The sequence below is a fragment of the Micromonospora reichwaldensis genome (genome assembly GCF_031845925.1).
Classification (GTDB): Bacteria; Actinomycetota; Actinomycetes; order Mycobacteriales; family Micromonosporaceae; genus Micromonospora; species Micromonospora reichwaldensis.
The window spans coordinates 59,173-84,346 of the sequence record NZ_JAVRFL010000002.1 but is presented as its reverse complement, the minus strand read 5'-3'; the positions used below and the strand labels follow the sequence as shown (position 1 = coordinate 84,346).

Sequence of the window (25,174 nt, the reverse complement as noted above, 5' to 3'; positions counted from 1 at the left end):
GGCGGCTCAGGAGAGCCCGAGGTCCTGGTCGATGAGGTCGAACAGCTCCTGGTTGCTGGCCACCCGCAGCCGGTCGGCGACCTCGGCGGTCCCCTCCCGACGTTCCTCGGCGGTGCCGAGTCGTTCGAGCAGGCTGTGCAGCCGCATCGTGATCCGCACCCGGCCGATGTCGTCCGGGTCGCGCAGCGCGAGGGCGCTCTCCAACTGGTCCAGCTCCGCCAGCGTCGGCAGGGCCTCCACCGAGGCCTCGCTGAGCAGTTCGGCCCGCAGGTGCTCGGCCAGCGCCTGCGGCGTCGGGTAGTCGAACACCACCGAGCTGGGCAGGCTCAGCCCGGTCGAGCGGGCCAGCCGGCCCCGCAGCTCCACGGCGGTCAGCGAGTCGAAGCCGAGGTCCCGGAAGGGCCGGCCGGCCTCGACGGCGTACGGGCTGTCGTGGCCGATGACCTCGCCGGCGGCGGTGCGGATGAGGTCCACCAGCAGCCGCGCCTGTTCGGCCTGCGACAGCTCGCCGAGCCGCTTGCGCAGCTCGCCGGCGACCTGGTCGCCGTCCTCGGCGTCGGCCCGCGCCGCCGCGGCCTGGGCGGCCACCTCGGCGATCTCGCTGATCAGCGGCCGGGGCCGGGCGGAGGCGAACACCGGCGCGAAGCGGTCCCAGTCGATGTCGGCGACGGTGAGGGCGGTGTCGTCGCCGTCGAGGCCGGCGCGCAGGGCCGCCATCGCCGGTTCCCGGTCCAGCAGGGACACCCCGCGCCGGCTCATGGCCGCCGCGTGCGCGTCGGTCACCATGCCGCCGCCGGCCCACGGTCCCCAGTTCACCGAGAGGTGCCGGGGACCCCCGGCCGGCCGGGACTGCGCCCAGGCGTCCAGGAAGGCGTTGCCGGCGGCGTACGCGCCGTGGTCGCCGACGCCCCAGACGGCGGCGATGGAGGAGAAGTGCACGACCAGGTCGAGCGGCTCCGGGTCGAGGAACTCGTCCAGGTGCCGGGCGCCGGCGATCTTGCCGGAGACGACGTCGGCGAGTTCCGCCCCGGTCACCGCGGCGACCGGGTTGAGCCGACCCACCCCGGCGGCGTGCACCACCGCGTGCACGGTCTCGCCGTCGGCGCGCAGGCCACGGACCAGCTCGGCGACCGCGTCCCGGTCGGCCAGGTCGCAGGCCAGCACCCGGGCCTCGGCGCCCAGCGCGGCCAGTTCCGCCACCGCCTCGTCCGCGCCGGGGGCCGCCGCGCCGCGCCGGCTGACCAGCAGCAGTCGCCGCGCGCCGTGCCGGGCGAACCAGGCCGCGGCGTACCGGCCGACGGCGCCCGTGCCGCCGGTGACCAGGACGGTGCCCGGCGGCTGCCAGTCGGCCGCCGCCTCGGCGCGGGGCGCGCGGGCCAGCCGGCGCAGGTACGTGCCGGAGTCGCGCACCGCGAGCTGGTCCTCGTGCCCGGCGGCGGTGAGCGCCGCCAGGACGTGCTCGGCGGCGGCCGGGGTCAGGGTCGCGGGCAGGTCCAGCAGCCCACCCCAGTGCCGGGGGTGCTCCAGTGCGGTCACCAGGCCGAGGCCCCACGTGGTGGCCTGGGCGGGGCGGACGACGGGGTCGCCGTCGGCGGTGGCGACGGCCTGCCGGGTGAGCAGCCACAGCGGCACCGGGGGCAGGGCGTCCGTGACCGCCTGCACCAGGGCGAGGTTCGCGGTCAGGCCCAGCGGCACGGCGGGGTGGTCGGGCTGCGGTCGCTCGTCGAGGGCGAGCAGCGACACGATCCGGGTCGGCGCGGCGCCGGCCAGCTGCGCGGCGAGCGCCGTGCGGTCGGCCGTGGCCGGGTCGACGGCGAGCTGCCGCACGGTGCCGCCCCGGGCGGTGACGAGCTCGGCGAGCCGGTCGACGACCGGCTGGTCCGTGCCGCTGTGGACCAGGGTCCACGTGCCGTCGACGGCACCCGGAGCGAGGGCCTGCGGACGCCAGGTGACCCGGTAGCGCCAGCCGCCGGCGAGGGTGTCCTCCTGCTGCTGGCGCCGCCACCGGTCGAGGTCCGGCAGCAGCTCCCGCAGCGGCCGGTCCGCGTCGAGGCCGAGCCGCCCGGCGAGCGCGTCGCCGTCGCCCGACGCCACGGCCCGCCAGAACGCCGAGTCGACGTCGTCGTGCGCGGCGGCGGGGGCGTGCGCCGGCGCCGCGTCGAGGGTCGGCCAGAACCGCTGGTGGTCGAACGCGTACGTGGGCAGGTCCACGGGGCCGGCGCCGGGCAGCAGCCGCGACCAGCGTACGGCCACGCCGTGGCAGTGCAGTCGGGCCACCGCGCCGAACAGGGTGGCCACCTCGTCCTGGCCGGGCCGCTGCACGCCGGTCACCATGACCGGGGCGTCCGCCGGCAGCGCGTCGGCGGTCAGGGCGGTCAGCACGGTGTCCGGCCCGATCTCCAGGAACCGGGTCACCCCGTGGGCGTGCAGGTGGGTGACGGTGTCGGCGAAGCGGACCGCCTCGCGGACGTGCCGGACCCAGTAGTCGGGGGTGCAGAGCTGCTCGGCGTCGATGACCGCGCCGGTCAGGTTCGACACCAGCGGCACCGTCGGCGGGGCGTACGACAGGGTCGCCGCCACGGCCGCGAAGTCGGCGAGCATCGGCTCCATCAGCGGGCTGTGGAAGGCGTGGCTGACCCGCAGCCGCTTCGTACGCGCGCCGAGGCCGGCGAAGTGGTCGGCCAGCCCGGTCAGCGCGTCCTGCGCCCCGGCGACGACGACGGCGGCCGGCCCGTTCACGGCGGCGACGGCGACCTGTCCCGACGTGCCGTCCAGCGCCCGCAGCACGTCGACCTCGGGCGCGGCGACGGCGAGCATTCCGCCGCCGGCGGGCAGGGCCTGCATCAGCCGGCCCCGGTTGCCGACGAGCGCGCAGGCGTCGGGCAGGTCGAGGACCCCGGCCACGTGGGCCGCGCTGATCTCCCCGACGGAGTGCCCGGCCACGAAGTCGGGCCGGATCCCCCAGTGTTCGAGCAGCCGGAACAGCGCCACCTCGACGGCGAAGAGCCCGGCCTGGGTGAAGGCCGTCTGGTCGAGCAGGTCGGCCTCGGCGGTGCCAGGCTCGGCGAAGAGCACCGTGCGCAGCGGCCGCGGCAGGTACGCGTCCAGGTGCTGGCACGCCGCGTCGACCGTCGCGGCGAAGACCGGGAACGTCTCGTACAGGCGACGGCCCATCCCGGCGTGCTGGGCGCCCTGGCCGGAGAAGAGCGCCGCCAGCGCGCCGCCGGGCTCGGCGACGCCCCGGGTGAGTCCGGGGTGCTCGTCGCCGGCGGCGAGTGCCCGCAGGCCGGCGAGGGCCGCGTCGGCGTCCGCGGCGAGCAGCACCGCGCGGTGCCGCAGCGGGGAGCGTCCGGTGGCCAGTCCCCGGGCCACGTCGGCGGCGGGCGTCGCGGTGCCCGGCAGCCAGTCGGCCAGCCGGGCCGCCTGGGCCCGCAGGCTGCCGGCGGTGTCGGCCGAGACGACCCAGGGCAGCACCGGCGGTCCGTCGGCCGGCCGGGGCGTCCCGGTGTCGGCCGGCGCGGCGGCGGGCGCCTGTTCGAGGATGACGTGCACGTTGGTGCCGCTGACCCCGAACGACGACACGCCGGCCCGGCGCGGCCGGTCCGCCTCCGGCCACGGCTGCGCCTCGGTCAGCAGCGCGACCGCGCCCGCCGACCAGTCCACGTGCGGCGAGGGCTCGTCCACGTGCAGGGTGGGCGGCAGCAGGTCGTGCTGGAGCGCCATCACCATCTTGATCACGCCGGAGACGCCGGCGGCAGCCTGGGTGTGACCGATGTTCGACTTGACCGAGCCGAGCAGCAGCGGCCGGTCGGCGGGCCGGTCCCGCCCGTACGTGGCCAGCAGCGCCTGCGCCTCGATGGGGTCGCCGAGGCGGGTGCCGGTGCCGTGCCCGTCGACGGCGTCCACGTCGGCGGCGGTCAACCGCGCGTTGGCCAACGCCTGGCTGATCACCCGCTCCTGCGCGGGTCCGTTGGGGGCGGTCAGCCCGTTGCTGGCGCCGTCCTGGTTCATCGCCGAGCCGCGCACGACGGCCAGGATCCGGCGGCCGTCGCGCTGGGCGTCGGAGAGCCGCTGCAACATCACCAGGCCGACGCCCTCGCCCCAGCCGGTGCCGTCGGCGGCCCCGGCGAACGACTTGCACCGGCCGTCGAGGGCCAGCCCCCGCTGCCGGGCGAACTCCAGGAACGGGCCGGGGGTGGCCATCACCGTCACGCCGCCGGCGACGGCGACGTCGCACTCGCCCTGCCGCAGGGACTGGCAGGCCAGGTGCAGCGCCACCAGCGACGACGAGCAGGCGGTGTCGACGCTGACGGCGGGGCCCTGCAACCCGAAGTGGTACGCCAGCCGACCGCTGATGACGGCGGCGACGTTGCCGGTGGCCTGGTAGCCCTCGGTCTCGACCCGGGCGGCCATCAGCAGCGTCGCGTAGTCCTGGCCGTTGGTGCCGACGAAGACGCCGGTGTTGGTCTCCCGCATGTCGGCCGGCGCGATGCCGGACCGCTCGAACAGCTCCCAGGCGCTCTCCAGCAGCACCCGCTGCTGCGGGTCCATCACCATCGCCTCGCGCGGGGAGATGCCGAAGAGGGCGGCGTCGAAGCCGGCGGCGTCGGTGAGGAAGCCGCCCTCCCGCACGTACGAGGTGCCGGGCCGGTCGGGATCGGGGTCGTAGATGGCCGCCAGGTCCCAGCCCCGGTCGGCCGGGAACTCCGCGATGCCGTCGCGCCCCTCGGCGACGAGTCGCCACAGGTCCTCGGGGCCGGCGACGCCACCGGGGTAACGGCAGCTCATCGAGACGATGGCGATCGGCTCGTCCAGCGCGGTGGCGGCCCGCACGGGCTCGGCCGCCGGGGTGTCGTCGCCGGTGAGCCGGGTCGCCAGGTGCTCGGCGAGGGCGTCGGGCGTCGGGCGGTCGAAGACCAGGGTCGCCGGCAGGTTCAGCCCCACCGCCTCGGCGAGCCGGTTGCGCATCTCGACGGCGCTGAGCGAGTCGAAGCCGATCTCCCGGAACGACCGGTCCGCCGCCAACGCCTGCGGCGAGGACAGGCGCAGCACCGCCGCCGCGTGGACCCGTACGAGGTCGAGCAGGACGCGGCGCCGTTCCGGTGCGGCGAGTCCGGCCAGCCGGCCACGCAGCGGCGAGGCCGCGTCGGGCCCGTCACCGTCGCGCTGCCCGGCGGCGAGCAGCCGGGCCACCTCGGGGACGTCGGCGATCAGCGGCCGGGGGCGGGCCAGCGTGTAGGTCTGGAGGAACCGGTCCCAGGCGATGTCCGCCACGGTGAGCGTGGTGTCGCCGTGGTCGAGCGCCTCGGCCAGGACGGAGACCGCGAGGTCGGGGCGCATGGCCCGGACGCCCGAGCGGAACATCTGGTCGGCGGCGCCCTCGGCGTCGACCATGCCGCCGCCGTCCCAGGCGCCCCAGGCGATGGCGGTGGCGGCCCGACCGCGCCGTCGCCGGTCCTCGGCGAGCGCGTCGAGGAAGGCGTTGGCCGCGGCGTAGCCGCCCTGGTGCCCGCCGCCCCAGACGCCCGCGCCGGAGGAGAAGAGCACGAACGCCGACAGCTCGTCGCCGCACACCTCGTCGAGGTTGACCGCGCCGGCCACCTTGGCCCGCAGGGCGTCGGCGAGGTCGGCCACGTCGGTGGCCGCGACCGGTGCGGCGTGGGCGACGCCAGCGGTGTGGAACACGGCCCCGATGCGGGTGCCCTGCCCGGCGAGCCGCTCGACGAGGGCCCGCACGGCGGCGGGGTCGGCGACGTCGCAGGCGGCCACGGTGACGGTGGCGCCGGCGGCGCGCAGTTCGTCCGCCAACTCGTCGGCGCCGGGCGTGGCGGGGCCCTGACGGCCGGTCAGCACCAGCTCGCCGACGCCCTCGCGGGCCAGCCAGCGCGCCACCTGGGCCCCGATCGACCCGAGGCCGCCGGTGACCAGGACGGCACCGCTCGCGGGACGCCAGTCCCCCGTCGCGCTGCGCTCGGCGCGGGCCCGGACCAGTCGCCGGGCGAACACCCCGGAGGGGCGCAGCGCCAGCTGGTCCTCGGCGTCGACGCCGGCCAGCACCGCCACGAGCCGGCCCCGGTCCCGGTCGTCCAGCTCGGTGGGCAGGTCGACGAGGCCGCCCCAGCGGTCCGGGTGTTCGAGGGCGACCACCCGGCCGAGGCCCCAGAGCATCGCCTGGCGGGGGCGGTCGAGCGGGTCGGCCCGGCCGGTGGAGACCGCGCCGGTGGTGGCGCACCACAGGGGGGCGGTGACACCGGCGTCGCCGAGGGCCTGGACCAGGGCGTACGTGCCGGCGAGGCCCGCCGGCACCACCGGGTGGGTCGGGTGCGCGACGTCGTCCAGGCCGAGCAGGGAGAGCACGCCGGCGACGGCCCCGGTACGCGCCAGCCGCTCGGCCAGCGCCTGCCGGTCCGTCTCCGGCACGTCGATCCGGACGACCTCGGCCCCGCCCTCGGTGATGGCCCGGGCGACGCCGTCGACCAGGGGGTGCGCGGCGCCGTCCGCCGGCACCAGCAGCAGCCAGGCGCCGGACAGGGCGGCCTCCGGCGCGACGGTCACCGGCTTCCAGGTCACCCGGTAGCGCCAGGAGTCCACGGTGGACTCGTCGCGGCGGCGTCGGCGCCACGAGGAGAGCAGCGGCAGCGCGGGGTCGAGGGACCGGGCCGCCGTCTCGTCGATCCGCATGGCGGCGGCCAACGCCTGTGGGTCGGCGCGTTCCACGGCCTCCCAGAAGTGCCGGTCCGCCTCGTCCTGGCCGGCGGGGGCGGGGCCGGTCGTGACCTGCGCCTGCGGCCAGTACCGCTGGCGCTGGAAGGCGTACGTCGGCAGCTCCACCGGCGGGCCGGTGCGGGCCCCCAGGACGGCCGTCCAGTCCACGGGCACGCCGTGCACGTGCAGCCCGGCGAGGACGGTCAGCATCCGGGGCCAACCGCCGGCGTCGGTGTCGGCGGCGGCCACCACGACGGCGTCGGCGGCCTGCGCGGTCTCCCCCATCCGGGCGGCGAGCACGGGCCCGGTGGCGGCCTCGACGAGGACCTGGTGGCCCTCGTCGAGCAGGGCGCGCACGACCGGGTCGACGTCGACGCCGTCGGCGAGCCCCCGGTACCAGCGGGCGGCGTCGAGGCCGTCGGTGTCGACCCGTCCGCCGGTCGCGGCCGAGTACAGCGGCACCTCGGCCGCCCCGAGGGTGGTCCCGGCCAGCGCGTCCGGGTCGGCGTCGGCCCGGCTGCCGAGGGCGATCGTCCTCGCCGCGTCCTCCAGCGACAGCGCGCCGGCCACGCAGGCGGCCGCGACCTCGCCGTGGGCGTGCCCGACCACGGCGGCGGGCCGGACGCCGAGCGAGCGCCACCAGCGGGCCAGCGAGACCGCCACGGCCCACCGGACGGGGTGCGTCACCCGGGGGTCCGTCGCGGGCGGGGCGCCGTCCGCGCCGCGCAGCACGGCGGTGAGCGACCAGTCCACGTGGGGTGCGAGGGCCGCCTCGCAGGCGGCGATCGCGGCGGCGAACTCCGGCGACCGGTCCAGCAGCTCGACGGCCGTGGCGGGCCACGGGTCGCCGTGGCCGGGGAAGACGAGGACCGGGTCGCCGCCGCGCAGCGCGGTGCCGGTGACCGTGGCGGGGGTGGCCTCGCCCAGGCGGAGCGACTCCAGGGCCCGCGTCAGGCCGACGGTGTCGCGGCCGAGGACGACGGCGCGGTGCCCGAACGCGGCCCGGGTGGTCGCCAGGGCGTGCGCGACGTCGGCCGGTTCCAGCTCCGGGTGCGCCGCGAGGTGCGCACCCAGCCGGGCCGCCTGTTCGCGCAGCGCCGGCGCGTCCACGGCGGAGAGCAGCAGGGGTACGACGCCGGCGCGCGGACGGTCGGCGGCGCGTGCGTCGACCGGCTCGGCGGGCGGCTGCTCGATGATCACGTGCGCGTTGGTGCCGGAGATCCCGAACGACGACACCGCCGCCCGACGCGGCCGACCCACCTGCGGCCACGGAGTCGCCTCCGTCGCCAGGGCCACCGCCCCGGCCGTCCAGTCCACGTGCGGCGACGCCTCGTCGACGTGCAGGGTCGCCGGCACCAGACCGTGCCGCATCGCCATGACCATCTTGATCACACCAGCCACACCGGCAGCCGCCTGCGTGTGCCCGATGTTCGACTTCACCGACCCCAACAACAACGGCCGGTCCCCCGGACGCTCCTGCCCGTACGTCGCCAGCAGGGCCTGCGCCTCGATCGGGTCACCGAGGGTGGTGCCGGTGCCGTGCGCCTCGACAGCGTCGACGTCGGCCGGGGTCAGGCGCGCGTTCGCGAGTGCCTGGTGGATAACGCGCTGCTGCGACGGGCCGTTCGGGGCGGTCAGCCCGTTCGAGGCGCCGTCCTGGTTCACGGCCGTGCCCCGCAGCACGGCGTGGATGCGCCGGCCTTCCCGCTGGGCGTCGGAGAGCCGCTGCACGAGCAGCACGCCGACGCCCTCGGACCAGCCGGTGCCGTCGGCCGAGGCGGCGAACGACTTGCACCGGCCGTCCTGCGACAGACCCCGCTGGCGGGAGAACTCGATGAACGTGCCGGGCGTGGCCATGACGGTCACGCCACCGGCCAGGGCGAGATCGCACTCGCCGCTGCGCAGCGCCTGCGCGGCGAGGTGCAGCGCGACGAGGCTGGAGGAACAGGCGGTGTCCACGGTGACGGCCGGGCCCTCCAGGCCGAACGTGTACGCCACCCGGCCGGACAGCACGCTGCCCGAGTTGCCGGTGCCGACGTAGCCCTCGACCTCGCCGGCCAGTTCCATCAGCTGCGACGCGTAGTCGTGGTACATGACGCCGGCGAAGACACCCGTCCGGCTGCCCCGCAGCCGCTGCGGATCGAGACCGGCGGACTCGAACGACTCCCACGACGCCTCCAGCAGCAACCGCTGCTGCGGATCCATCGCCAGGGCCTCGCGCGGCGAGATCCCGAAGAAGCCCGGGTCGAACTCGCCGGCGCCGTACAGGAAACCGCCGTGGCGCGTGTACGACGTGCCGGGGTGGTCGGGGTCGGGGTCGAACAGGCTCTCCAGGTCCCAGCCGCGGTCGGTGGGGAACTCCCCGATGCCCTCGCCGCCGGCGGCCAGCAGCGCCCAGAGCTGGTCGGGCGTCTCGACGCCGCCGGGGTAGCGGCAGGCCATGCCGACGATGGCGATGGGCTCGTCGAATCCGGCCGTGGCCCGCGCCCCGGACGCGGCGGGAACGGCGGCGGCGCCGGCCAGTTCGGCGTGCACGTGGGCGGCGAGCGCCTGGGGCGTCGGGTAGTCGAACACCAGCGTCGAGGACAGCCGGAGACCGGTGGCCGCGTTGACGCGGTTACGCAGGTCGACGGCGGTCAGCGAGTCGAAGCCCAGCTCCCGGAACGCCCGGTCGGCCGGCACGGCCTCCGCGCCGCCGTGCCCGAGCACCTGCGCGACGAGGCCGCGTACCAGCACGTCGATCTGGGCCCGCGCCTCGTCGGCGGCGAGGCCGCTGACGCGGGTCGCCCAGGTGGTGCCCTGTCCCGCCTGGCGGCGCGTCGTGGTCGTACCGACCAGGTTGCGGAGCATCGGCGGCACCAGGCCGGCGCCGGCCGCGGCCCGGAGGGCGGCCAGGTCGATCACGGCCGGTACCAGGGCCGGCCGGTCGGCGGTCAGGGCGGCGTCGAACAGCCGCAGCCCGGTCTCGGCGCTCATCGCGGTGACGCCGCCCCGGGTCGATCGCGCCCGGTCCGCCTCGTCGAGGGAGGCGCCCATGCCGGGGGTGTCCCACATGCCCCACGCCAGGCTGACGGCCGGCAACCCGAGCTGCCGCCGGTGGACCGCCAGGGCGTCGAGGAAGGCGTTGCCCGCCGCGTACGCCGACTGACCCGGCGAACCGAGCACACCCGCCACCGACGAGAACACCACGAACAGATCCAGATCCAGCGACACCGTCGCCTCGTGCAGGAACCACCCGGCCGACACCTTCGGCGCCAGCACCCCGGCCAGCCGCTCGGCCGTCAGCCCCTCCACGATCCCGTCGTCCAGGACGCCGGCGGTGTGCACCACACCCGCCAGCCGACCTTCGGCGGCGACCTCGGCAACCAAAGCGCCGACCTGGTCCCGGTCCGTCACGTCGCAGGCGGCGATCCGCACCGACGCACCCAGCGCCGACAACCGCTCCGACAGCTCGCCCGCACCCGCGGCCTCCGGGCCACGCCGCGACACCAGCACCAGCGACCGCACCCCGTGCACCGACACCAGGTGCTCCGCCACCAGCGCACCGAGCGCACCCGTACCACCGGTCACCAGCACCGCACCGTCACCCACGACCGGCGTGTCCGACGCCGGGGCGACCGCACGCACCAGACGCGGCACGAACACCCCACCCGCACGCACCGCAACCTGACCACCGAACGCCACCGGCTCGTCAGCCACCGTGGCCAGCACACCCAACAGCCCGGCGTCCACGTCACCGTCGACGTCCGCCAGCACGATGCGACCCGGGTGCTCCGACTGCGCCGAGCGCAGCAGACCCCACACCGCCGCAGCACCCAGATCGGACACCCGGTCGTCCGCCGCAACCGCCACCGCGCCCCGGGTCACCACCACCAGCCGCGACTCCGCCAGCGCGTCGGCCGCCAGCCAGGACCGGACGGTCGCCAGCACGGCCGTGGTCGCCGCGCCTACCGCGTCGGGGTCGTTGTCGGCGGCGTCCACCGGCAGGTCGGCGGTCTCGTCGTGCGCCTCACGGTGGACCGGGAGGGTCTCCGTCCCGGCGTGGTGGGATCGGCGCAGGCTGCCCGCCGGCACCAGCAGCAGGCGCGGCGTCACGCCCGACGGCCCGGCGGCCGCGGTCACCGCCTCGACGTCGGCGTACGCCGGCAGGTCGGCGGCGGCGGGCGAGCCCACCAGCGCCCACCCGGCTACCTCGCCGGCCGGGGTGACCTCCTGGGCCTGCCAGGCGACCTCGAACAGCGACCGGGCCGACGCGTCCGGGGACGACGACACCCCGGTCAGTTCCCGCAGCGCCAGGGAGTCCACCGAGACCACGGCCGCACCCGACTCGTCGCACGCGACCAGCCGCACCGCCGAGCCCGCGCGCGACAGCCGCACCCGCAGCACCCGCGCACCCGAGGCGTGCACCTGCACACCCTCGAAGGCGAACGGCACCCGCGCCCCGCCCGAACCCTCCGCACCGTGCAGCAGCCCGATCGGGTGCAGGGCGGCGTCCAGCAGCGCCGGGTGCACGCCGAAGCCGGCCGCGTCGCCGGCCACCTCGTCCGGCAACGCCACCTCGGCGAACACCTCGTCGCCGCCGGCCGTCCACACCCGGCGCAGCCCCCGGAACACCGGCCCGTACGCCAGGCCGCGCTCGGCCAGCGCCGGATACCAGCCCGCCACGTCCACCTCGGCCGCGCCGGCCGGCGGCCACTCCCCCAGGCCCGGCTCGTCGGCCGACGCCGGCTCCAGCACACCCTCCGCGTGCCGGACCCACTCCGGGTCGACGGCCTCCTCCGGCTGGGAGTGCACGGTCACCGACCGGGTGCCCGCCTCGTCGGCCGCGCCGACGCGCACCTGCACCCGCACCGCGCCGGCCTCCGGCAGCACCAGCGGCGCCGCCACGGTCAACTCCCGCACCCGCGACGCGCCCACCTCGTCGCCGGCCCGCACCGCCAACTCGACCAGGGCGGCACCGGGCACGATCACCGCGCCGGAGACGGAGTGGTCGGCGAGCCACGCGTGCGTCGACGTGGACAGGCGGCCGGTCAGCACCACCATGTCCTCGCCGGCCACGGAGACGGCCGCGCCGAGCAGCGGGTGTCCGGCCGCCCCGAGGCCGGCCCCGGAGACGTCCGTCCACCGGCCCGCCGGCTCCAGCCAGTAGCGCTGGTGCTGGAAGGCGTACGTCGGCAGGTCCAGGTGCCGGCCGCCGGCCCGGTCGAGCAGGTCGGCCCAGCCGACGGTCACGCCGTGCACGTGCAGCAGCGCGAGGGCCTCCAGGAGGGCCTGCGGCTCGGGCCGGTCGTGGCGCGACACCGGGGCCAGCAGGGGCGCGGTGTCGTCCTCCGCCCGCTCGGCGAGGCAGTTCTGGGCCATGGCGGTCAGGACGCCGTTCGGCCCCACCTCCAGGTAGGTGTCGACCTCCTCGGCGCGCAGGCAGTCGACGGCGTCGGCGAAGCGCACCGTGCCGCGTACGTGGCGCACCCAGTAGCCCGGGTCGCAGAGCTGGTCGGCGTCGGCGACGCGGCCGGTCAGGTTCGACACCACCGGGATCGTCGGCGGCCGGAACGTCAGTCCCTCGGCGACGGCCGCGAACTCGGCCAGCATCGGGTCCATCCGCGCGCTGTGGAAGGCGTGGCTGACCCGCAGCCGGCGGGTCTGCACGCCCCGCTCGGACCACACCCGCTGCACCTCGGCGAGGGCCTCGACGTCGCCCGCCACCACCACGGCGGCGGGGCCGTTCACGGCGGCCACGTCCAGCCGGCCGGGCAGCCCCGCCAGGGAGGCGGCCACCGCGGCCTCGTCGGCCGCCACGGCGAGCATGCCGCCGCCCGCCGGCAGGGCCTGCATGAGCCTGCCCCGCGCGGCGACCAGCGCGCACGCGTCGGCCAGGGAGAGCACGCCCGCCACGTGCGCCGCCGCGATCTCGCCGATGGAGTGCCCGGCCACCAGGTCCGGCGCGACCCCGAACGACTCGACGAGCCGGAACAGCGCCACCTCGACGGCGAACAGCCCCGCCTGGGTGAAGACCGTCTGGTCCAGCAGCTCCGCCTCGGGCGTGCCCGCCCCGGCGAACAGCACCTCGCGCAGCGCGCGCGGCAGCAGCGGGTCGAGGTGCCCGCACGCCTCGTCGAGGGCGGCGGCGAAGACCGGGAAGGCCGCGTACAGCTCGCGACCCATGCCGGCGCGCTGCGCGCCCTGGCCGGAGAAGAGGAAGGCCACCCGGCCGCGCGGGGCCGACGCCCCGGTGGTGACGGTGCCGGTCGGCTCGCCGGCGGCGAGGGCCCGCAGCCCGGCGAGCAGGTCGTCCGCGTCGCCGGCCAGGACGACCGCGCGGTGTTCGAGCCCCGCGCGGTTGACCGAGGAGGCCGCGACGTCGACCGGGCGCGGGGAGTCGACGCGGGCGAGGTGGTCGGCCCAGCGGCCGGCCTGCCCGGCGAGCGCCTCGGGCGTACGGGCGGAGAGGAACACCGGGGCGAGCGGGAGCGCCACCGGCGCGTCGGCGGCGGACGGGGCCTCGTCGGTGGACGGGGCGTCGTCGACGGGCGCCTCCTCCAGGATGACGTGCGCGTTCGTACCGCTGATGCCGAACGACGACACGGCGGCCCGGCGCGGCCGGTCGGTGGCCGACCACGGGCGTGCCTCGGTCAGCAGCGACACCTGCCCGGCGGACCAGTCGATGTGCGGGGACGGCTCGTCGACGTGCAGGGTGGCGGGCATGGTCCGGTGCCGGATCGCCTCGATCATCTTGATCAGTCCGGCGGCGCCCGCGGCGGCCTGCGTGTGGCCCAGGTTCGACTTGACCGAGCCCAGCCAGAGCGGCCCGCCCTCGCCCCGGTCCTGCCCGTACGTGGCCAGCAGCGCCTGCGCCTCGATCGGGTCGCCGAGGGTGGTGCCGGTGCCGTGCGCCTCGACCACGTCGACGTCGGCCGGGGACAGCCGGGCGTTCGCGAGGGCCTGCCGGATCACCCGCTCCTGCGACGGGCCGTTCGGGGCGGTGAGCCCGCTGCTGGCGCCGTCCTGGTTGACGGCGCTGCCCCGGACCACGGCGAGGATGCGCCGGCCGTCGCGGCGGGCGTCGGAGAGCCGCTGCAACAGCAGCACGCCGACGCCCTCGGACCAGCCGGTGCCGTCGGCGGCGGCGGCGAACGACTTGCACCGGCCGTCCGAGGCCAGGCCCCGCTGGCGGGAGAAGTCGGCGAACGTGCCCGGGGTGGACATGACCGTCACGCCGCCGGCGAGCGCGAAGTCGCAGTCGCGCTGGCGCAGCGCCTGCGTCGCGAGGTGCACGGCGACCAGCGACGACGAGCAGGCCGTGTCCACCGTGACCGCCGGGCCCTCGAGCCCGAAGGTGTACGCCACCCGCCCGGACACCACGCTGCCGGAGTTGCCGGTGCCGATGTAGCCCTCGACGCCGTCGGGCAGGTCCAGCACCCGCGACGCGTAGTCGTGGTACATCACCCCGGCGAAGACGCCGGTCCGGCTGCCGCGCAGCCGCTGCGGGTCGATGCCGGCGTGCTCGAACGCCTCCCAGGAGGTCTCCAGCAGCAGCCGCTGGTGGGGGTCCATCGCCAGGGCCTCGCGGGGGCTGATGCCGAAGAAGCCCGGGTCGAACTGCGGCGCGTCGTAGAGGAAGCCGCCCTGGCTGCTGGTCGACGTGCCCGGGTTGTCCGGGTCGACGTTGAAGAGCCGCTCCAGGTCCCAGCCCCGGTCGGCCGGGAAGTCGCCCACCCCGTCGCCGCCCCGGTCGACGAGGTCCCACAGCTCGGCCGGGCTGGACACGCCGCCCGGGAACCGGCACGCCATCCCGATGACGGCCATCGGCTCGCGGTCCTTGGCCTCCACCTCGCGCACCCGCCGACGCGCATCGCGCAGGTCGGCAGTCGCACGCCGGAGGTAGTCGAGGAACTCTGCCTCAGTGGGCATCGGGCCACTCCGTATCGGGGTTCGAGGTGTGCGACATGCCGGATCAGGCCGAGCCGAACTCTTCGTCCAGCAGGCTGAAGATCTCCTCGGCGGAGGCCGACTCGAGGCTGGCGCCCTCGTCGGCGGCGGAGTCCGCACCGGACTCGGTGTAGGTCCACAGGGAGAGCAGTTCACGCAGCCGGGCGCCGACGGCGGCCCGGTCGGTGTCGGCGGAGGCCACCGCCCGCATGGCGTGCTCCAGCTTGTTCAGCTCGCCGAGCACCGTCAGCGCGGACGTGCTCCGCTCCGCCAGCAGCGCGCCCCGCAGGTACTCGACCAGCGCGGCCGTGGTCGGCCGGTCGTAGATCAGCGTGGACGGCAGCCGCAGCCCGGTGGCCGCGTTGAGCCGGTTGCGGAACTCGACGGCGGTCAGCGAGTCGAAGCCCAGCTCGACGAAGCCGCGCTCGACGTCGATCGAGCGGATCGACGCGTAGCCGAGGACCGCGGCGGCGTGGGTGCGCACCAGGTCGGAGAGCACCTGGTCGCGGTCGGCCTCCGCCGTGGCGGCGAGGGTCTCCCGCAGCGCCTCGGCGGGATCGCGTTCGGCAGCCCGTACCGCGCCGGTCGTCGCCGGCCGGACCAGCGACCGCAGCACCGGCGGCACCGCCGCCGGCCCGTGCCGGCCGATCAGGGCGAGGTCCAGGTTGACCGGTACGACCACCGGCTCGGCGAAGCGCAGCGCCTCGCTGAACAGGTCCATGCCCTCCTCGGCGCCGAGCGGGACGAAGCCGCCCCGGTTCATCCGGGCCTCGTCGACGTGCCCGGTCTGGCCGTCGCCGGTGTCGTTGACCCACGGCCCCCAGGCCAGCGAGAGCGCCGGGAGTCCCCGGTCGCGCCGGTGCTGGGCGAGGGCGTCGAGGAAGCAGTTCGCCGCCGCGTGGTTGGCCTGCCCGGGGCCGCCGAAGAGGCCGGCCGCCGAGGAGAAGAGCACGAACGCGGCCAGGTCCAGCTTCTCGGTCAGCTCGTGCAGGTGCCAGGCCGCGTCGACCTTGGGGCGCAGCACGGTGTCGAAGCGGTCCGGGGTGAGCGCGGGCAGGACGCCGTCGTCGAGCACCCCGGCCGCGTGCACCACGCCGGTCAGCGGCAGGTCGGCGGGGAGCTGGTCAACCAGCAGGGCGAGCGCGTCACGGTCGGTGACGTCGCAGGCGACCACCCGGGCGGTGGCGCCCAGTCCGGCCAGCTCGTCGACCAGCGCGGCGACGCCCGGGGCGTCCGCTCCGCTGCGGCTGACCAGCAGCAGGTGCCGTACGTCGTGCCGGGTCACCAGCCGTCGCGCCACGAGCCGCCCGAGCAGGCCGGTCGCCCCGGTCACCAGGACGGTGCCGGCGGCCAGGTCGGGGCCGGACGCCTCGGCCGGGGGCGGCCCGAGCCGGGTCAGCCGGGGCACCCGGAGCTGGCCGGCGCGTACCGCGAGCTGGGGTTCGCCGGTGGCCAGGGCCGCCGGCAGCAGCGCGGCGGCCGAGGCGTCGTCGTCGACGTCGAGGAGCACGATCCGGTCGGGGTTCTCCGACTGGGCGGAGCGCACCAGGCCCCAGGCGGTGGCGGCCGGCACGTCGGCGATCCGCTCGTCCGGGTCGACCCGGATCGCGCCGCGGGTGACCACCACCAGCCGGGCGGCGGTGAGGGACTCCTCGGCGAGCCACTGCTGGGCCAGCGCGAGCATGCGGTGGGCGACGCGGTGCGCCTGGGCGGCCGGGTGCGGCTCGTCGGCGGCCGGTCCGGCGCAGGTCACCAGCACCGCGTCGGGCACCGGACCGCCCGCGCGCACCTCGGCGACCAGCGCGGAGAGGTCCGGGTGCCGGTCGACGCCGGGCCAGTCGTCGCCGAGGGCGACGAGCCGGGACGTGCCGTCGGCGCGGCCGGTGGCGGGGGCGACCCAGTCGAGGCGGTGCAGGGACCGGCTGGCCGACCGGCGGGCGGCGCTGAGCTGCTCGCCGGAGATGGGCCGCAGGACCAGACCGTCGACGGAGGCGACCGGGGTGGCGCCGGTGTCGGTGATGGTCAGGGCCACGGATGAGGCGTCGGTGGCGCGCAGCCGGATCCGCAGCTCGCGGGCGCGGGTGGGCCGGATGGTCACGCCCGACCAGGTGAACGGCAGACCCGGGCGGATGTCGGGGCCGCCCTCGGTGCCCGACGCGCCACCGGCGGGGTCGCCGGCCGTGGCGTCGGTGGCGCCTGCCGTGGCGCTGGCGCCGATGGCGTGCAGCGCCGCGTCCATCAGGGCCGGGTGCACCGAGAAGGCCGTGGTGTCGGTGGACGCGTCGGCGTCCAGGGCGACCTCGGCGAGGATGTCCGGGCCCGACCGCCAGGCGGCGCGCAGCGCCCGGAAGGCCGGGCCGTAGTGGTAGCCCTGGGCGGCGAGCCGGGCGTAGAGCCCGTCGAGGGCGATCGGCTCGGCGTCGGCGGGCGGCCACACGGCGGCCGGAGCGGGCTCCGGGTCGACGGTGTCGGCGAGCTGGCCGGAGGCGTGCCGCTGCCAGGCGCGGGAACCGTCGGGTCCGGTGTCGTCGTCGCGCCGGGTGTGGATGGCGACGGGCCGGTGCCCGGTCTCGTCCGGCGGGCCGACACGGACCCGCAGGTCGATCCCTCCCTCGGTGGGGATCGCCAGCGGCGCCTCCAGGTTCAGCTCGGCGACGGTCGCCGCGCCGGCCTGCCGGCCGGTCCAGGACGCCAGCTCCACCAGCGCCGTCCCGGGCAGCAGCACCGTGCCCAGCACGGCGTGGTCGGCCAGCCAGGGGTGGGTGGCGAGGGTGATCCGGCCGGTGAACAGCAGGCCCTCGTCGCCGGGCAGGTCGGCCACCGCGCTGAGCAGCGGGTGGTCGACCACGTCGAGGCCCACGGCGGGCAGGACCGAGCGGTGCGCGCCGGTGCGCTCCAGCCAGTAGCGGTTCCGGTCGAAGGCGTACGTGGGCAGGTCGACGGGCTCGGCCTCGGGCAGCAACCGGCGCTGGTCCACCGCCAGGCCGAGGGTGTGCGCGGTGGCGAGGCCGGTCAGCAGCCGGGTGGCGGCGTCGTCCGACCCGGCGAGGGTCTCCAGGACGTGGCCGGTGACGCCGGTCGCGTCGAGGACGGCGGCGACCCGGTCGGTCAGCGCCGGCTCCGGCGAGATCTCCACGAAGGTCACGTGTCCGGCGTCGACGGCGGCGCGCAGGGCGGCGTCGAGCTGCTCCGGTCCCCCGGCCACGCCGGCCCAGTGGTCGGCGCCGAGGGTGGCCGCGTCGGCCCAGTCCCCGGTGACGGTGGAGGCCAGCCGGGCGGTCCCGGGCTGCGGGGCGAGCCCCGCCAGGGCGACGCGGAGGCCGTCGGGGTCCAGTTCGCCCGCGGCGGCCCGGGCCCGCAGCGCCACCGTGCGGGCGGCGTCGGACAGGGACAGCAGGCCCGCCACGTGGGCGGCCACGACCTCGCCGTCGCCGTCGCCGACGACCGCGGCCGGGGTGAGCCCGGCGTGCCGCCAGACGGCGGCGAGCGCCACCCCGACGGCGAACAGCACGGGCCGGGCCAGCTCCGGCCGCTCGCCCCAGGAGGCGTCCGCGCCGGTCAGCAGGGCGGCCGGGTCGACGTCGACCCAGGGGGCGAGGGCCTGCCGGCACTCGGCGAGGGTGTCGTCGAAGACCGGGCAGCGGCCCACGAGTCCGGCCGCCGCGCCGGCCGGGGTGGTGTGCGGGAAGACGAACACCGGTCCCGCGCCGTGGTTGGCGACGGTGCCGGTCAGCACGTTGCCGGCCGGGGTGCCGGCGGCGAGCGCGTCCAGGCCGGCCAGCAGCTCGCCGGGGGTCGCGCCGAGCACCGCGGCACGCCGGTCGAACGCCGAGCGGGTCGCGGCGAGGGACCAGCCGACCGCTGCCGGGGCGAGGCCGGGGTGGGCCCTCAGGTGCCGGGCCAGCCGGGACGCCTGCGCGGCCAGGGCCGAGGTCGAGCGGGCCGAGACCGGCCACACCACCACGTCGGCGGCGACCAGCCCGGCGGCGCGTTCCCGCGCCTGCGCATCGGCGGCCGGCGGCGTCGGGGTGTCGGCCGCCTCGGCGTCGGCGGGCGCGTCGGTGGGCAGCTCGACGACCACGTGGGCGTTGGTGCCGGAGATGCCGAACGAGGAGACCGCCGCGCGGCGGGGCCGGTCGACCGCCGGCCACGGCCGGGACCGGGTCACCAGCTCCACGTCGCCGGCCGACCAGTCGATGTGCGGCGACGGCTCGTCCACGTGCAGCGTCGCCGGGACGGTGCCCTCCCGCATCGCCAGGATCATCTTGATCACGCCGGCCACGCCGGCGGCGGCCTGCGCGTGGCCCATGTTCGACTTGACCGAGCCCAGCAGCAGCGGGCCCGCGTCGCCCCGGTCCTGCCCGTACGTCGCCAGCAGCGCCTGCGCCTCGATCGGGTCGCCGAGGACGGTGCCGGTGCCGTGGGCCTCGACGACGTCCACGTCGGTGACCGCCAGCCGGGCGCTGGCGAGGGCCTGCCGGATCACCCGCTGCTGGGAGGGGCCGTTGGGGGCGGTCAGGCCGTTCGACGCGCCGTCGGAGTTCACGGCGGAGCCGCGTACGACGGCGAGGATGCGCCGGCCCTGCCGCCGGGCGTCGGAGAGCCGCTGCACGAGCAGCATGCCGACGCCCTCGGACCAGCCGGTGCCGTCCGCCGTGGCGGCGAAGGACTTGCACCGCCCGTCGGAGGCGAGGCCGCCCTGGCGGGAGAACTCCTGGAACGCCGTGGGGGTGGCCATCACGGCCACGCCGCCGGCCAGCGCCAGGTCGCACTCGCCGCGCCGCAGCGCCGCCCCGGCGAGGTGCAGCGCCACCAGCGACGAGGAGCAGGCGGTGTCGACGGTGACGGCGGGTCCCTCCAGCCCGAGGGCGTACGCGACCCGGCCGGAGATCACGCTGTGCGCGGCGCCGGTCATCAGGTAGCCCTCGACGCCCTCGGGGACCTCGGTGAGCCCGGTGCCGTAGCCGGAGGTGGAGGCGCCCACGAAGACGCCCGTACGGGTGCCGCGCAGCGACGCGGGGTCCACCCCGGCCCGCTCCAGCGCCTCCCAGGACGTCTCCAGGGTGAGCCGCTGCTGCGGGTCCATGGCGAGGGCCTCGCGGGGCGAGATCTCGAAGAAGGCGGGGTCGAAGTCCGCCACGTCGTAGAGGAAGCCGCCCGCCGGGGGGTGGGTCCCCTCCGCCGGCTCGGGGATCTCCCAGCCCCGGTCGGTGGGGAACGGCGAGATGGCGTCCACGCCGTCGGCGACCAGCCGCCAGAACGCCTCCGGCCCGTCGACTCCGCCGGGGTAGCGGCAGGCCATGCCGACGATCGCGACGGGCTCGTCGGCGTCGACGACGACGGTCTGCGGGGCGTCGGCCGGGGCGGCGCCGGAGACCAGCTCGCGCAGGTGCGCGGCCAGCTCGGCGGGGGTGGGGTAGTCGAAGACCAGCGTGGTGGGCAGCCGCAGGCCGGTGGCCGCGTTCAGCCGTCCCCGGAAGTCCACGGCGGTCAGCGAGTCGAAGCCGAGGTCCTTGAAGGGGCGTCCGCGCAGCTCGTCGGGCGTGGCGTGGCCCAGCACCGCCGCGGTCTGCTCGTTGACCAGCCGCAGCAGCTCCCGCTCCTGCTCCGCCGCCGGCAGCGCCGCGAGGTGGCGCAGCGGCGCGGCGACCCCGCCCGTGGGCGCGGCGGCCTCCTCCTCCTGCGCGACGAGCGCCCGCACCTGCGGCACGCCGCCGAGGAACGGGCTGGGCCGGGCCACGGTGAACGCGGGGTGGAACCGGCTCCAGTCGACGTCGGCGACGGTCACGCAGGGCGTCGGGCGGCGCAGCGCCCGGTCGAGGGCGACGAGCGCCTTCTCCGGGTCGATCGGCGGCAGGCCCATCCGGTTGAGCTGCTCGGTGGCCACGTTCTCGGCGGCCATGCCGTGTTCGCCGCCCCAGGCCGTCCAGGAGACGGCGGTGGCCGGCAGGCCCCGGTCGCGCCGGTTGACGGCCAGGGCGTCCAGCAGGGAGTTGCCGGCGCCGTAGGCGCACTGCCCGGCGCTGCCCCACACGCCGGAGATGGAGGAGAACATGACGAACGCGCCGAGTTCGCGCTCGGCGAGGCAGGCGTCGAGGTGCAGGGCGCCGAGCACCTTGCCCGCGACGACGTGGGAGAACTCGTCGAGGGTGGTGTCGGTCAGCGGGGTGAGCTGGTCGGTGCCGGCGGCGTGCACGACCGCGGTCAGGTCGGGCAGCGCGTCCACCAGGTCCGCCACGGAGCTCCGGTCGGTGACGTCGCAGGTGGCAACGGTGACCCGCCCGTCGGCGCCGTACCGGTCGAGCAGGTCCGCCATGCCCGGGGCGGCGGTGCCCCGGCGACTGGCCAGGACCACCCGCCCGGCGCCGCGGCCGAGCAGCCAGCGGGTGACGTGGCCGCCGAGGGCGCCGGTGCCGCCGGTGACCAGGACGGTGCCGGAGCACCAGTCGCCGGCGGGGGGCTCGTCCGCCGCGGGCGGGGCCGGGGTCAGCCGGCGGGCCCAGGTCCCGCCGGGCCGGACGGCCACCTGGTCCTCGCCGACGTGACCGGCCAGCACGGCGGCGAGCCGCCGGGTGGTGGCGTCGTCAACGGTGGCCGGCAGGTCGACCAGGCCGCCCCAGCGGTGCGGCTGCTCGACGGCCGCCGCGCGGCCGAGGCCCCAGACCTCGGTCTGCAACGGGTGCGCGACCCGGTCGCCCGGGGCCGCCGCCACCGCGCCGCTGGTGACGCACCACAGCGGCGCCACCAGGTCCAGGTCGGTCATCGCCTGGACCAGGGCGAGGGTGTTGGCCGCGGCGAGGGTCACGCCGGGGTGCTCGGTCAGCAGCCGGTCCTGGCCGGCGACCACGGCGAGCACGCCGTCGACCGGCCGGCCGTCGAGGAGGTCCCGCAGCCGGGCGGCGAGCGCCGCGCGGTCGAGGTCCGCCGCGCCGACGCGCAGCACCAGCGGCTCGTCGTCGCCGAAGAGCCCGGTCAGGCCGTCGGCCCACGCCGGCGCGTCGTCGGCAGGCAGCACGACCAGCCAGCGGCCCGCCGGGCCGTCGCCGTCCTCGACCGGCACGGGCTGCCAGGTCACGTGGTACGACCAGCCGTCCACGAGGGAGCGTTCCCGCCGGGAGCGGCGCCAGGAGGTGAGCACGGGCAGGGCCGGCAGCAGCGCCCGGACCTGCTCGTCGTCGTCGCCCAGCTCGCCGCGCAGGGTGTCGGCGTCCGCCTGCTCCAGGGCGGTCCAGAACTCGTCGTCGCCGTCCGCCGCCACGGTGTCGGGGGCGGCGGGCGGTGGCTCGGGCCAGAACCGCTGCCGGCGGAAGGCGTACGCGGGCAGGGGCACCCGCGCGGTGTCGGCGCCGGCGAACAGCTCCGCCCAGCCGACCTCGACCCCGCCGACGTGCAGCTCGGCGAGGGCGGTGAGGGCGGAGGCGGGCTCGGGGCGGTCGCGGCGCAGCAGCGCCACGGCGGCGGTGTCGTCGTCGGCGCCGGCGGCGGTCAGGACGTCACGGGCCAGCGCGGTGAGTACGCCGCTGGGGCCGACCTCCAGGAACGTACGCACACCCAGGGCGCGCAGCTGGTCGACGCCGTCGGCGAACCGGACGGCCTCCCGCACGTGCCGCACCCAGTACTCGGCGGTGCGGATCTCGTCGGGGTCGGCGACCGTGCCGGTCAGGTTCGACACGATCGGCAGCGTCGGCGGGTGCAGTTCCAGCCCGCGCACCACGGCGGCGAACTCGGCGAGCATGGGTTCCATCAGCGGGCTGTGGAAGGCGTGGCTGACGCGCAGCGGCCTGGTGCGTACGCCCTGGTCGGCCCAGCGGCGTTCGAGTTCCTCGACGGCGTCGGCAGCGCCGGAGACGACCACCGCGGTGGGCCCGTTGACGGCGGCCACGGCGACCCGGTCCTCGACGCCGGCCAGGGCGGCCCGGACGGCGTCGGCGGGGAGCTGGACGGCCAGCATCGCGCCGCCGGCAGGCAGGGCCTGCATCAGCCGGCCCCGGGCGGCGACGAGGGTGGCGGCGTCGGGCAGCGACAGCACGCCGGCCGCGTGCGCGGCGGAGAGCTCGCCGATCGAGTGGCCGAGCAGGACGTCCGGGACGATCCCCCAGCTCTCCAGGAGCCGGAACAGCGCGACCTCGACGGCGAACAGGCCGGCCTGGGTGTAGAGGGTCTGGTTGAGCAGCCCGGCGGCCTCGTCGCCCTCGGGCGCGAAGAGCACCGGGGTGAGCGGTCGGGGCAGGTGCCGGTCCAGCTCGGCGCAGACCTCGGCGAGCGCCCGGCCGAAGACGGGGAACGCGGCGGCCAGCTCGCGGCCCATGCCGCTGCGCTGCGCGCCCTGCCCGGAGAAGAGGAACGCGAGCTTGCCGCCGCGCGGACCGGCGCCGGTGACCAGGCCCGGGGCGTCGCCGCCGGTGGCGAGCGCGCGCAGGCCGTCGGCCAGGCCGGCGCGGTCGGCGGCGAGCAGCACGGCCCGGTGCTCGAGGCTGGCCCGGGTCCGCGCCGACGACCAGCCGACGTCGGTCAGCCGCAGCTCGGGGCGCCCGTCGAGCCAGTCGGCCCAGCGGGTCGCCTGCGCGGCCAGGGACTCGGCGTCGCGGGCGGAGACCAGCACCGGCACGAGGCCGGCCCCGTCGACCGGGGCGGTGTCGGCGGCGGCCGGCACGGTGCCCGCGTCGGTCGCGGCGGCGGCACCGTCCGGGGCGTCCACCGCGGCCGGGTCGGCGGCGGGCGCCTCCTCGATGATCACGTGGGCGTTGGTGCCGCTCATGCCGAAGGAGGAGATGCCCGCGCGGCGGGGCTGCTCCCCGGCGGGCCACGGCTGCGGCTCGGTCGCCAGCGACACCGCGCCGGCCGTCCAGTCCACGTTGGGGGTGGGCTCGTCGACGTGCAGCGTCGCCGGCACGGTCTCGTGCCGCAGCGCCATCACCATCTTGATCACCCCGGCCACGCCGGCGGCGGCCTGGGTGTGCCCGATGTTCGACTTGACCGAGCCGAGCCAGAGCGGTCGGTCCGGCTGCCGACCCTGCCCGTACGTCGACAGCAGCGCCTGCGCCTCGATGGGGTCGCCGAGGGTGGTGCCGGTGCCGTGCGCCTCCACGACGTCGACCTGCTCCGGGGCGAGCCGGGCGCTGGCCAGCGCCTGGAGCACGACCCGCTGCTGGGACGGGCCGTTGGGGGCGGTCAGCCCGTTGCTCGCGCCGTCCTGGTTGACCGCGCTGCCGCGTACGACCGCGAGGACGGGGTGGCCGTTGCGCCGCGCGTCGGAGAGCCGCTCGACGAGCAGCAGGCCGACGCCCTCGCCCCAGGCGGTGCCGTCGGCGGCCGCGGCGAACGACTTGACCCGGCCGTCCATGGCCAGGCCCCGCTGGCGGCTGAAGCCGATGAAGGCGGACGGGGTGGACATGACGGTGGCGCCGCCGGCGAGCGCCAGGGTGCACTCCCCCTGCCGCAGCGCCTGGCAGGCCAGGTGCAGGGCGACCAGCGACGACGAGCAGGCGGTGTCGACGGTGACGGCGGGGCCCTCGATGCCGAGCGCGTACGAGATCCGGCCGGACACGACGCTGGCCGCGGTGCCGGTGAGGATGTAGCCCTCGGTGCCGGGCGGTGGCTGCTGGAGCAGACCCACGTAGTCCTGGCCGGTGGTGCTGGCGAACACTCCCACCTGGTGGCCGCGCAACACCGAGGGGTCGAGCCCGGCGTGCTCGAACGCCTCCCAGGCGGCCTCCAGCAGCAGCCGCTGCTGCGGGTCCATGGCGAGCGCCTCGCGCGGCGAGATGCCGAAGAACGCGGCGTCGAACTCGGTGGCGGAGTCGATGAAGCCGCCCTCGGCGACGTACGACGTGCCGGGGTGGTCGGGGTCCGGGTGGAACAGCCGCGCCAGGTCCCAGCCGCGGTCGGCGGGGAACGCGGAGAAGGCGTCGCGGCGGGAGTCGACGAGCTCCCACAGTTCCTCGGGCGAGCCCACCCCGCCCGGGAACCGGCAGGCCATGCCGACGATGGCGATCGGCTCCCGGTTGGCCGCCTCAAGCTCGCCGAGCTTCCTCCTGGTCTGGTGAAGGTCCGCCGTCACCCATTTCAGGTACTCCCGGAGCGTATCTTCAGTCGCCATTGACGCCACCTCTTCGGGCCGGAAAGAAACAGGCGACCCAATACCGTCCACAGACGCCACAAGCCGCGAAGATCTAAGCCCATTCAGCCGACCACGAATTGCCAGACAAAAAGCGTTTCAGCCCCCACCAGGTCTTACGCGCCGGACGAAAGGTAATTGTCGGCGGACGGCGGTCACAACCCCTAGCGTGCCCCTACGGGTGCCCCTAGCCCGTGTTTCGTTAGGGACTGCCGGGCGGGGAGGTGGGCCCGGCGTGGCGGTGATCGATAAGAGCGGCGCTCCGGCAGATCGGTTTGCCACCGAGCGAATCGACGACCGACCGGCGACCTGGCGCCAGGGTAGCGGCTGCGGGGCGTCATGACGTGCACGACGCCCGGTGGGCGTGGCTGCGGCTCGTCCGGCCTGCGGGTGTCGGGCCGAGGGCCTCCGCCATACCGGACG

The 25,174-nt window shown here is 76.9% G+C and carries 2 protein-coding genes; both read right to left on the bottom strand.

Annotated features, from left to right (window positions below; all coding sequences use genetic code 11):
* Positions 1–6: 6 nt before the first annotated feature.
* Entirely contained in the window at positions 7–14,616 is a 14,610-nt protein-coding gene (locus RM555_RS01865) for a type I polyketide synthase (protein WP_311410120.1), read from the bottom strand.
* 43 nt (positions 14,617–14,659) lie between these two features.
* Positions 14,660–24,733 carry a type I polyketide synthase gene (locus tag RM555_RS01860; RefSeq protein WP_311410119.1) on the bottom strand — a complete coding sequence of 3,358 codons (10,074 nt, stop codon included), beginning with the start codon at positions 24,731–24,733 and terminating at the stop codon, positions 14,660–14,662.
* Positions 24,734–25,174: the final 441 nt, after the last annotated feature.

Coding starts and splice junctions, on each gene's coding strand:
- RM555_RS01865 (WP_311410120.1), bottom strand. CDS start 14,616: ATGCCCACTGAGGCAGAGTTCCTCGACTACCTCCGGCGTGCGACTGCC.
- RM555_RS01860 (WP_311410119.1), bottom strand. CDS start 24,733: ATGGCGACTGAAGATACGCTCCGGGAGTACCTGAAATGGGTGACGGCG.